The sequence below is a fragment of the Geofilum rubicundum JCM 15548 genome (assembly GCF_000974365.1).
GTDB lineage: Bacteria > Bacteroidota > Bacteroidia > Bacteroidales > Marinilabiliaceae > Geofilum > Geofilum rubicundum.
Window position 1 is genome coordinate 1 of sequence record NZ_BAZW01000083.1, and the last position, 11,023, is coordinate 11,023.

Annotated in this window: 9 protein-coding genes; all 9 read left to right on the forward strand. The window is 35.0% G+C overall.

Annotation, left to right across the window (positions count from 1 at the left end; all coding sequences use genetic code 11):
* Window positions 1–670 precede the first annotated feature (670 nt).
* Window positions 671–1,009, forward strand: a complete 339-nt coding sequence (locus JCM15548_RS19080; protein ID WP_062128622.1) for a DUF4248 domain-containing protein — start codon at window positions 671–673, stop codon at window positions 1,007–1,009.
* Entirely contained in the window at window positions 1,006–1,353 is a 348-nt protein-coding gene (locus JCM15548_RS19085; RefSeq protein WP_062128624.1) for a J domain-containing protein, read from the forward strand. Before JCM15548_RS19080 ends, JCM15548_RS19085 begins: the two co-directional genes overlap by 4 nt.
* A 71-nt stretch (window positions 1,354–1,424) precedes the next feature.
* Window positions 1,425–1,844, forward strand: a complete 420-nt coding sequence (locus JCM15548_RS19090; protein WP_062128626.1) for a DUF6769 family protein — start codon at window positions 1,425–1,427, stop codon at window positions 1,842–1,844.
* A gap of 147 nt (window positions 1,845–1,991) precedes the next feature.
* The gene (locus JCM15548_RS19095; RefSeq protein WP_062128629.1) at window positions 1,992–3,275 is read left to right on the forward strand and encodes an efflux RND transporter periplasmic adaptor subunit; all 1,284 of its coding nucleotides are present in this window, start codon (window positions 1,992–1,994) and stop codon (window positions 3,273–3,275) included.
* An 18-nt stretch (window positions 3,276–3,293) separates the two neighbouring features.
* Complete coding sequence (locus JCM15548_RS19100) at window positions 3,294–6,410, forward strand: efflux RND transporter permease subunit (protein WP_062128631.1); 3,117 nt, start codon at window positions 3,294–3,296, stop codon at window positions 6,408–6,410.
* 12 nt (window positions 6,411–6,422) lie between these two features.
* Window positions 6,423–7,601 (forward strand): TolC family protein, encoded by a 1,179-nt coding sequence (locus tag JCM15548_RS19105; RefSeq protein ID WP_062128633.1) that lies wholly within the window; start codon window positions 6,423–6,425, stop codon window positions 7,599–7,601.
* Between the two features lie 62 nt (window positions 7,602–7,663).
* Window positions 7,664–8,077 (forward strand): Fur family transcriptional regulator, encoded by a 414-nt coding sequence (locus JCM15548_RS19110; protein WP_062128635.1) that lies wholly within the window; start codon window positions 7,664–7,666, stop codon window positions 8,075–8,077.
* Window positions 8,078–8,143: 66 nt separating this feature from the next.
* Window positions 8,144–10,315 carry a TonB-dependent receptor gene (locus JCM15548_RS19115; protein ID WP_062128637.1) on the forward strand — a complete coding sequence of 724 codons (2,172 nt, stop codon included), beginning with the start codon at window positions 8,144–8,146 and terminating at the stop codon, window positions 10,313–10,315.
* Window positions 10,316–10,355: 40 nt separating this feature from the next.
* A complete protein-coding gene (locus JCM15548_RS19120; RefSeq protein WP_227626038.1) occupies window positions 10,356–10,817 on the forward strand; it encodes a DUF302 domain-containing protein in 462 nt (153 codons plus the stop codon).
* The last annotated feature ends 206 nt before the right edge of the window (window positions 10,818–11,023 follow it).

Genomic DNA, 11,023 nt, shown 5'->3' on the forward strand with positions numbered 1-11,023 from the left:
ATGTATTAGTATAATTAGTAAGTAATATAAAGTGAGGACGAGTGAGGAAAAAGCTTAAAATCTGAGGGACAAGTGAGGAATTATTAATGTTTTTCCTCACGCGTCCTCATTGTCCTCATTTTATATTGCTGATAATTAGGTGTTTAGTGTCTAAATGAGGAATGAGGACAGTATTTGAGAAATACCATAGGTCGTAGAGAAAAAACATTTTTGAATTATTATCCACCCGGTATCAGTTTTGGCATCGGGTTTTTTGTTACTTTTTTTTCACTTCTATTTTTCTTATATTTACATAGCTAATTACCAAGGGGATAATATTTTAGATTATGCCCAATATTCATTCAAGATTTCTGAAAATGAGCCTCCTATCGGGGCTTTTCGTGTTTATAGACCCTTCGTGTTTTACCTTTTATTACTCTATTCTTTGTTTTATTCTCCGTAATACTTGCGTATTGTATTGGTGTGCTATTGGTAATACTATATTTCAACAGAAGTGTTTAAATTTTTGGCTCAATTTCATAAAAGCAACTTCAAAAGTTGCTCATACACGTTTTTATTGGGGGAAATTGTTTAGATTCTTCTTAATATGCAGTCTTCAAAAAACGCATTTCTCAGCAAAGCAGTCTGAATATGGTCTGAAAGTTCGCTCAGACTATCTGAATATTCATAAATGCGTTCAAAAGCAGTCTCAAGCTCTCAAAATATACTTAACAAGGCATCTTTTGCAAATATTTATGATGCGTTATCGCTTATTTCTCAACCCAAATCCAACGCTATGATAGTACGAAGAACCATATTAAAACAGGATTTGGTAAAGAAATTATATCCCAACAGTATTTCAGCAGATGCAGCAATGCAACAACTAAGACGAGATATAAAGCTAAGTCCTCAATTAAAGAAACAGATAGCAAGTTTTGGACACACCAAACGTCATTATTACAACAAACAACAACTCCTTTTAATCCTGGAACATTTTTGTATAACACTAGAAGAATTTGAACAATTATGAAGTATTTCAATGGCATTACTGATATTGAACAAGCCAAACAACACTACCGAATCTTAGCAAAGCAACTGCACCCAGATAAGGGTGGAACTGTGATTGAATTTCAGGAAATGCAAGATGAATATAAGAAGCTTCTTTTAAACCTACAGCAAAAATACAATGCTGTTACTAACATGAATCAGTCATCTCCCGAAAATGAATTATTAAGTGAATTAGGGAAGCTCGCAAAGATGCTGATAAAAAAGCAAGTACCTCAAAACTATTTAAAGCAGAAGATTCAACGTACAGAATCTCATTTAAATAAAGGGTTGCTAAATGGTATTGTTAAGATTCTTGATGAATTATAAAATAACTTTGCAACACTATTGCACAAACTATTTTGTAAGTTTGACGTTTAAATAGAGACGAGGAATATATAATGAGAAATAAAACAGCATTCATATTTGTATTATTAGCCAACTTAGTGTTGTTGGCTCATGCTGTTATACCTCACCATTATCATACCAAAAGTGAAGTTGTTTTATCTTTTGATTGTAGTCAGGAAGATGAGCATAATCACCATGAGAGCATTCTGATATGTCATGAAGAGCATGAGGAACATGAAACTGAATCGTGTAGTATTGCACAGACATTGCTATTACCTAATAACCAATTTAGAGTTAGTGATAAAACTGCTGAATTAGAATCGACAGATATTCTTTTCATAGCACTTTTTGTTTATAATTTTTCATCGCAGAATAACTTTGCTGATGATTCCTACATTTCCGAGGAAAATATCCCAATACCCACTCGGTTTCTAATTTCTTCCCAAGGTCTTCGAGCACCTCCTGTTTGTTAAAAATCAATTTTGTTTTTACAGAATTATTTTGAGCCTTTTTTATTAATAGGCTTGAAGAATCATATTCTGTAATCTGGTAGATATTGCCATAACATATTTGCTAAACAGCAGATAAATATCCTAATACAAATTTAACAAACAGAAAAAATGAAAATTAAAATATTAGTTATCGCATTGCTAAGTTTAGTTTATGTAGCATGCAACAATAGCAATAGCCACGAAGGTCATAATCATGAAGTTGAAAGCCACGAAGGTCATAACCATGTTGACCAGGATGACCATGAAGGGCACAATCACGATGAAGATAGTCATGAAGGGCATGACCATGGAGACCATGAGGGACACGACCATGGTGAAGAAAGTCTTGAAAAGAATGACCATAGCGATGAAGAAAGTAGTCATACGGATGAAATTTCATTCACAAAAGAACAGGCTCAAATGGCTGGACTAACTACAGAATCTATTACATCCGGAACTTTTCATCAGGTTATAAAAACAAGCGGAAAAATACAAGCTTCGCAAGGCGATGAAGCCACGCTTGTAGCTACTTCAAATGGTATCGTCTCATTTGTAAATCCATCTATTGCAGAAGGCGACTATGTAAAATCCGGTGAGGTTATCATTACAGTTTCTGCAAAACAGATTTTAAATGGAGACCCTGTTGAAAAGGCTAAAATTGCATTCGAAACAGCAGAAAAAGAGATGAAACGTGCTGATGAACTTATTGGCGACCAGATAATTTCGGTTAAGGAATATGAGCAGATAAAAATGCGGTACGAAACAGCAAAAACCACATATCAAGCGCAATCAACCAACTCATCTGTAAATGGAGTGAATATAGCATCTCCAATTTCAGGCTATATAAAAAACAGGCTTGTTGCACAGGGTGAATATGTTTCGGTTGGTCAGTCTATAACCACTATTTCTCAAAACCAAAAACTGCAATTAAAAGCCGAAGTTTCGGAGAAAAACTACAAGTCGCTTAAAAACATTAGCAATGCTAATTTCAAAACAGCTTATGATAATACACTATATAAGCTGTCTGATTTAAATGGTCGATTACTTTCTTATGGACGTACATCGGGACAACAATCATTTTATGTTCCAATTACATTTGAATTTGACAATAAAGGAGACCTGATTCCAGGCTCATTCACCGAAATTTATTTAATAGCAAATCCTCAAACCAATGTGATTACCGCTCCTGTGTCTTCACTTACTGAAGAACAAGGTCTTTACTTTGCATATATACAAGTCGAAGAAGAAATCTTTAAAAAGCAAGAAGTCACACTTGGGCAAAACGATGGAGAACGAGTTCATATATTATCCGGTTTAAAGGAAGGTGATAAAGTTGTAACCAATGGTGTATATCAGGTTAAGCTTGCAGCAACTTCATCAGTAATGCCTGAAGGGCATGGACATAATCACTAACCCAAAAACGGAATTATCATGTTGAATAATATTATAAAGTTTTCGCTAAACAACCGAATGGTTGTATTAGTATCAGCAGTACTTCTGTTGTTAGCTGGGTTATATACTGCTAAAAATATGGAAGTAGATGTATTTCCCGATTTGAATGCACCTACTGTTGTAGTAATGACTGAAGCTTCAGGAATGGCTCCTGAAGAAGTTGAACGATTGGTTACATTTCCTGTTGAAACAGCTTTAAATGGAGCAACAAACGTACGTCGAGTAAGGTCTTCATCAACGACAGGTTTTTCTGTTGTTTGGGTGGAATTTAATTGGGGTATGGATGTTTATCTTGCCCGGCAAATTGTCTCAGAGAAGTTGTCCATTGTAAAAGATGCCTTACCAGGGAATGTAGGAAACCCAACATTAGGGCCTCAATCTTCTATTTTAGGTGAAGTAATGATTATTGGACTTACATCAGACACAACATCATTACAAGATTTACGCACAATGGCAGATTGGACATTGCGCCCTCGCCTACTTTCTACTGGTGGTGTGGCACAGGTTACTGTGTTAGGTGGAGAAATAAAAGAATATCAGATATTGCTTAACCCTGAAAAAATGAAACACTATAGGGTTTCTATGGATGAAGTGATAGATGTTGTTCAAGATATGAACCTTAATGCTTCAGGAGGAATCTTATACGAATATGGAAATGAGTATATCATTCGTGGAGCATTATCTACCAATAAATTAGATGAATTAGGCAAGGCTGTGGTAAAAACAGTTAATGATGTTCCTATTTTGATTGAGAATGTAGCAGATGTTCAGATTGGAAATAAAGCTCCAAAGTTGGGACTAGCTTCAAATCATGGCAAGTCGGCAGTACTCTTAACCGTAACAAAACAACCCGCAACCAGCACACTTGATTTAACAGATAAACTAGATGAATCTATCGCTGAAATACAACAGACATTACCTGCTGATGTTAAGATAGCAACGGACATTTTTCGCCAGGCTCGTTTCATCGATAACTCTATTAATAATGTACAAAAGGCATTATTAGAAGGTGGAGTATTTGTGATAATTATTCTGTTAATCTTTTTAATGAATATTAGAACCACAATAATCTCACTGGTTACCATTCCTTTAGCATTTGTTTGTACAATTTTAGCTCTTAAATTCATGGGGTTAACAATTAATACAATGAGTTTGGGTGGTATGGCAATTGCCATTGGTTCATTAGTTGATGATGCCATTGTAGATGTGGAGAATGTATTCAAACGCTTAAGAGAAAACAGGCTTAAACCGAAAAAAGAACAAAAAAGTGTAATGAGTGTGGTTTATGATGCATCAAAGGAAGTTCGTATGCCTATCTTAAACTCTACTCTTATTATCATAGTGAGTTTTGTTCCTTTATTTTTCCTATCCGGTATGGAAGGATTACTGCTTGCTCCGTTGGGTATTGCATTTATTGTATCACTCATCGCTTCAACGGTAGTTGCATTAACATTAACACCTGTTTTATGTAGCTACTTATTAGGAAAGCCAACTAAAGGGATTAAAGAAGAACGGGAACCATTTGTTGTTCGAAAACTCAAAGGAATTTACGAAAGGATTCTAAAATGGGTATTAGTGCATAAAAGATTGGTTCTTGGAATAACAGGTGGTTTTCTGGTTGCTACAATGATTGTGTTTTTCACGTTAGGGCGAAGTTTTCTTCCCTCATTTAATGAAGGGTCATTTACCATTAATGTAAGTACCTTACCAGGCATATCATTGCACGAATCAGATAAAATTGGAAGATATACAGAAGAAATACTGTTGTCTATTCCTGAAATTCAAACTGTAGCTCGTAAAACAGGGCGTGCAGAGCTAGATGAACATGCTCTAGGTGTAAATGTTTCTGAAATAGAAGCCCCGTTTATTCTTGATGAACGTTCAAAAGATGAAATATTAGTAGAACTACGCCAAAAGTTGAAAGCCATATCGGGGGCAAACATAGAGATAGGTCAACCTATTTCGCACCGTATTGATGCTATGCTATCAGGTACAAGGGCAAATATCGCCATAAAATTATTTGGAACAGATTTGAATAAAATGTTTGAGTTGGGTAACCAAATCAAAGCGTCCATAGATGGTATTGAGGGAATTGCTGACTTAAATGTTGAACAACAAATACAACGTCCTCAATTAAAGATAGAGCCAAAACGTGATGTGATGGCTAAATATGGAATTACTTTACCTGAATTCAGAGAAATTGTTAATGTGATGCTGGCAGGAGAAGTAGTTTCTCTGGTTTATGAAGGCAACAAATCTTTTGACCTTACACTTAAAGTAAATACTGAAAGAAGAGCAACAGCTGAGCGTATCAAAGAACTAATTGTGGATGCAAATGGTAGAAAAGTACCATTCAGTAATATTGCAGAAATTACTTCTTCTACTGGACCAAACACAATTAATCGTGAAAACGTAATGCGTAAAATTGTTATCTCGGCTAATATTGCAGGGCGTGATTTGCGAGGAGTTGTAACTGATATTCAACAAATGGTTAATGAAGAAATTACATTGCCAGAAGGATATCACATACAGTATGGAGGACAATTTGAAAGCGAACAAGCTGCTTCCAGAACCCTGCTTATAACATCCATTTTTTCTATAATGGCAATATTCTTATTGTTGTTCAATCAATTTAGGAATATTACTCAATCAGTAGTTGTACTGTTGAACTTACCATTGGCATTGATAGGTGGTGTATTTATCATCTTTTTTACCGATGGAATAATTAGCATTCCTTCGATTATTGGTTTTATTTCACTTTTTGGTATCGCAACAAGAAACGGTATGCTTCTTATTTCAAGATACAACGACTTGCATCACGAAGGATATTCGGCAATGGATAGTGTAATACACGGTTCCCTTGACCGTCTTAATCCAATATTGATGACGGCACTATCATCCGGTCTTGCCTTATTACCTCTTGCTTTAGGTGGTGCATTGCCAGGTAATGAAATTCAAAGCCCTATGGCACAGGTTATCCTTGGTGGATTATTAACCTCTACCTTACTTAATGGATTTATTATTCCTATTATGTTTCTTTTAACAAGTAAGCAAGCCGATTCAGAGACTGCTTCAGAAGAATTAATGATAGATTAAAAAATGATGACAATGAAAAATATATTAATAATAATCGTTTTAGTGTTTTCAGTTTTTTCGGTCTATTCTCAGAGTAGTATGGATTCTGTAATAGCTGAAATCGAAAGGAATAACACCACGTTGGCTGCATATCGTAAGAATGCCGATGCCGATAAAATGGGAAATAAAACAAACATGCTACCCGATAACCCGGAAGTAGGATTTAACTACTTAATGGGAAGCCCTGATAATATTGGCAACCGTACCGATTTTTCGGTTACCCAATCTTTTGATTTCCCTACAGCTTATGTCTATAAATCTCAACTTTCAGATATGAAAAACGAACAAGTTGAGATGGAGTATAAAAAACAACGGTATGACATTTTGTTAAGTGCTAAAACTATTTGTTCTGAACTAACATACCTGAATGCTTTGTATTCAGAATATAAGCTTAGGTTAAGCAATGATATGAAAATTGCCAATGCTTTTAAAAAGAAATTGGACAGTGGGGAAGCAAGCATTCTCGAACACAACAAAGCTCAGGTAAGCCTTTTGAATACCGAAAAACAATTGGAGCAAATAAGTATAGAACGAGATGCTGCATTGCAACAATTAGCAACGCTTAACGCAGGGGTTTCATTAAGCTTTAGCGACACCATCTTTATTGCAAATATGGTTGAAACTAATTTTGACGAGTGGTATGCTCAGGCTTCAATTAACAATCCTATGCTCAATTGGCTAAAACAGGAAATTGAAATTTCTTCAAAAGAAAAACAACTTCAAGTAGCTCAGAATTTACCGAAAATAAATGCAGGTTATATGAGTGAAAAAGTTGTAGGAGAACAATTTCAAGGTGTCACTCTGGGGGTTTCAATTCCTTTATGGGGAAATAAAAACACAGTAAAGTATGCTAACCTAAAAACAGAAGCGGTTAATAGCATACAGGCTGATGCTAAAGTTCAATTTTATAACGAAATGAAAACTTTACATACCAAAGCAACAGCTTTACAAAGCAGCATTACCGATTTCAAGCAACGTATATCGGGAAATAACATTCTCGAATTATTGAAGAAGGCAATGCAAAAGGGTGAGATTTCTATCTCTGAATACTACTTTGAATTGATGGTTTTTTACGACAATAAGGAAGAACTATTGAGTATGGAGAAAGAGCTGAGTGTTACCTTGGCAAAACTTTATAGATATGATTTATAGAAAAAAGCGGAATTCGTTCCGCTTTTTCATTTTTTCACCACCTTACTATATCTTTGTAGAACATGAGTAACGAAATAGACAAAAAACTTCAACAAAAAAATATAAAACCAACAGCCATGCGTGAGTTGGTTTATGGAGTATTAGATAAAAACAGGAAGGCTTTAAGCCTCTACGAGATAGAGCAACAATTTGACAATGTAGACCGCTCAACCATATTCCGCACCTTAAAAACATTTCAGGACAATTTACTAATCCATAGTGTTGATGATGGTTCTGGTGCAGTAAAATATGCTCTTTGTGATGATGATTGTACTTGCTCATTGGATGATTTACATTACCATTTTCTTTGCACTAAATGTGGTCAAACTCATTGCTTGAAAAATATGCCAATACCTAAGGTGGATTTACCCGAAGGATTCAATTTTGAAAATGCCAATTTTGTAATAAAAGGAACTTGCCCTAATTGTCAAGGATAACTTTGCAATACTGTTGCACGTAATTCTGCCGTAATTTTGTAGTATAAATTTGTAAATCCATATACTATGAAATATTTAATATCAAGTTTACTTTTCCTATTTTCATCAGGAATCATATTCGGACAAAACACAGTAAGTTTTGAAGTAAAAGAAGAATCGGGCGAATCTCTTATTGGAGCAAGTGTTGTAATTGAAGGTACAACTAACGGAACAATTACCAATGCAGAAGGTATTGCCAAATTTGAAAATCTACCTAATGGTGAAATAGAATTTGTTATTTCATTTGTTGGCTATGAAGAAAAGGAAATTGAATTATCATTTCCTGAAGACAACAATAAAACCATTGAAGTTGAATTGGAAGAAGGTGAAGAACTGGAAGAAGTAGTAATTACATCAACAAGGTCTTCACGAACCATACAAGATATTCCAACACGAATCGAAGCCATTACAGGCGAAGAATTAGGCGAAAAAGCAGCCATGAATTCTTCTAATATCGGAATGCTATTAAGAGAAACTACAGGGGTGCAAATGCAACAAACATCACTTAGTTCTGGAAATATGAGTATCCGCATTCAAGGTTTGGATGGTCGTTACACTCAAATATTAAAAGATGGTATGCCTCTTTATGGAGGCTTTGCAGGTGGACTCTCCATTATGCAAATACCACCGCTCGATTTAAAACAAGTAGAACTGATTAAAGGAAGTAATTCAACATTATATGGCGGTGGAGCTATTGCAGGTTTGGTAAACCTTGTTACCATTAAACCGAATGATGAGCCAAAACTCGACATCATGCTAAACCAAACAAGTGCTTTAGGGACTACAGGTAATATATTCTATGCTCAGAAATATGGTAAAGTAGGTCTTTCGATTTATGGTTCGGCAACAAATCAAATAGCTTATGACCCTGACGATGATGGTTTCTCGAATATGCCAGATGCTCAGACTTTTAGCCTTAACCCAAGATTTTACTATTACATCAATCCCAATACTGAACTTAGTGTAGGTTTAAATACCACCATTGATGACAGAACAGGTGGTGATATGGAAGTCATAAAGGGAAACACAAGTACCGAACATGTATTTACAGAGAAAAACAAATCGGAGCGTTATGCTACGCAATTGAATTTCAGAAATACAAAAGAGAACAGAACCATTGACTTCAAAAACAGCATATCCTATTTCGATAGAAAGTTGACAATTCCTGACTATCGGTTTAACGGAAACCAAGTTTCTAGTTTTTCAGAAGCATCGTACAATTTACATAGAAATGAAAAATCCGAATGGCAATTGGGATTGAATCATTACTTGGAACAATTTACAGAGGAAAATACAGACTCCCTTCCTGTTAGAGATTACACGCACAATACAATTGGTGGATTTATACAAAATACTACGGACATAAATGAAAAGTGGATATTGGAAGCAGGGTTAAGAACAGATTACAATACCGATTATGGAACGTTTGTATTACCTCGCTTCTCTTTACTTTTTAAAGCAAATAATAAACTAAGTTCTCGTATTGGTGGTGCAATGGGTTACAAACTACCAACCATTTTTACCGAAGATGCTGAGAAACTATATTACCGAGGCATACAGCCATTATCAACCGACCAAGTGGATGCTGAAACATCAATAGGTGGTAATTTCGATATTAATTATAAAACAGCTTTAGGCGATGAAATGACATTCTCTATTAACCAGCTGTTCTTTCTTACTCAACTTAAAAACGCATTAGTTTTGAGGGAAGATGCCACCACGGATATGGCTTATTTTGAAAGTGCTGATGGCAATATGTTAAGTTCTGGTTTTGAAACCAATATTAAGCTAACATACGATGACTTTAAACTCTATTTAAACTACGCATTTGTTAATACGGAATTACAATACGACAATATCAATGACCAAAAACCCTTAACACCAAAGCATAATGCAGGTTTTGTTCTGTTCTATGAAATTGAAGAAAAGTGGTCGGCTGGTTATGAAGTATATTATACAGGAAAACAGTTCGATAATCTATACAATCAAAAAACGGATTATTGGACAATGGGTGTCATGTTAATGCGCCATTGGGAACGACTGTCTGTTTTTGTGAACTTCGAGAATTTTACAAATGTTATGCAATCCGATTTTGAGCCTTTAGTATTACCACCAACAAACAATCCTACATTCCCTGATATTTGGGCACCGACCGATGGGTTTGTATTTAATGGAGGCATTAAGCTTAGATTATTATAAACACTAGAACAAGTTATCACTAACAATTAAATTGAAAGTCATGAAAAAAATAAAAATTATTTCGATGCTAATAATGGTTATATCTATTCAATCATTAGTTGCACAGGAGACAGAGACATTCTATTTCTCAAAAACAATAGAAGGAACTTTTGAAGAAGTTGTTGACAAAACTAAACACGTATTTAAGGAACAAGGATTTGGTGTAATAACCGAGGTTGACATGGACGTGAAACTCAAAGAAAAATTAGATAATGTTGACATAAAGCCATATAAAATCCTTGGCATTTGTAATCCTGGTTTTGCCTACAAAACACTCCAAATTGAAGAAAATATTGGTGTTTTTCTTCCTTGCAAGGCCATTGTAAAAGATATTGGTGAAGGTAAAATTGAGGTTGTAGTTGTAGACCCAGCAGCTCTAATGGGAATGCTCAATAAACCTGAACTGGTTTCGATTGCAAATGAGGTGTCAGATAAATTTCAAAAAGCATTAGAAAAGCTTTAATTTGCTTCATCACTATCAAAACCTATTTATATGTATCTATTTACCTTCTATTGTGTGTTTTTGGTTGCATTGTTTATAGTTCCGAGCTATGTAACCTATAAGCGCACAGGAATTAATCCGTTTAAATTTAGCAATGAGGAAACCGCTATAAACTATGTAGGAAAAGCCTATAAAATTATATCAGCAATAGCATTTATTACTATTGT